The 649-nt window shown below is 47.0% G+C and carries 1 protein-coding gene; it reads right to left on the bottom strand.

What is annotated here, in order from left to right; genetic code table 11:
• On the bottom strand, nt 1-649 hold a 649-nt coding region (locus KIV40_RS32235), incomplete at both ends, for a DUF3744 domain-containing protein (RefSeq protein WP_285353418.1).

Genomic DNA, 649 nt, shown 5'->3' on the forward strand with positions numbered 1-649 from the left:
TTGTAATCCAGAGACTTTAAGTTTGAAAGTGTGTCTTTTTCTGAAAGCGGTACTTTAGCGGCCTTCAGTGCGGACAGGTACAAAGGTTCACGGATTCCGTGCCTTTCAAGCAGGCCCGAAGCAAGCAGCTCATCAGGCGTTGAGTCGGAAACGATCTCACCTTGGTCCATTAGAATCACGCGATCGACATGGCGATGCAGCACATCCTCAAGACGGTGCTCGATAATGATCACGGTTTTATTGGTTTCACGATGCAGCTGATCGATGATCTCAATCGTCGCTTTACCGGTTTTCGGGTCTAAGCTTGCTAAGGGTTCATCAAAAAGTAGTGTATCGACCTCATCAACAAGAATGCCTGCCAATGAAACACGTTGCTTCTGGCCGCCCGACAGATCATGAGGTGAGCGATCAAGCATGTCAGCTAGGTCGACCATCTTGGCGGTTGATTTAACCAGCGGATACATGTCGATGCTCGACATCAATTGGTTTTCTAATGCAAAGGCAATATCTTCACCAATGCTTAGACCTACAAACTGGCTGTCTGTGTCTTGAAGTACGGTACCAACTTGCTCGGTAAAGTCATGCATTGAGAAGCCAGCACTGTCTTGGCTAGCTATCTCTAATTTACCTGTGACTTCGCCTTTAATAG

This window comes from Vibrio sp. D173a, assembly GCF_030248475.1.